This window comes from Streptomyces sp. O3 (assembly GCF_054788135.1).
Genome location: NZ_JBTVYK010000129.1, coordinates 1 through 630, shown reverse-complemented (window position 1 = coordinate 630; position 630 = coordinate 1). Strand labels below are relative to the sequence as shown.

The 630-nt window shown below is 56.3% G+C and carries 1 rRNA gene; it reads right to left on the bottom strand.

The annotated features are described in order from the left end of the window. Positions 1 to 630, bottom strand: a 23S ribosomal RNA gene (locus ACX6XY_RS30015); the annotation flags it as partial.

Here is a 630-nt window from a genome sequence, read left to right as displayed (position 1 = left end):
TGACACGACTTCGGCGGTACGCTTGAGCCCCGCTACATTGTCGGCGCGGAATCACTTGACCAGTGAGCTATTACGCACTCTTTCAAGGATGGCTGCTTCTAAGCCAACCTCCTGGTTGTCTCTGCGACTCCACATCCTTTCCCACTTAGCGTACGCTTAGGGGCCTTAGTCGATGCTCTGGGCTGTTTCCCTCTCGACCATGGAGCTTATCCCCCACAGTCTCACTGCCGCGCTCTCACTTACCGGCATTCGGAGTTTGGCTAAGGTCAGTAACCCGGTAGGGCCCATCGCCTATCCAGTGCTCTACCTCCGGCAAGAAACACACGACGCTGCACCTAAATGCATTTCGGGGAGAACCAGCTATCACGGAGTTTGATTGGCCTTTCACCCCTAACCACAGGTCATCCCCCAGGTTTTCAACCCTGGTGGGTTCGGTCCTCCACGAAGTCTTACCTCCGCTTCAACCTGCCCATGGCTAGATCACTCCGCTTCGGGTCTAGAGCGTGCAACTCAAACGCCCTCTTCGGACTCGCTTTCGCTACGGCTTCCCCACACGGGTTAACCTCGCTACACACCGCTAACTCGCAGGCTCATTCTTCAAAAGGCACGCAGTCACGACGCACCGAGCAA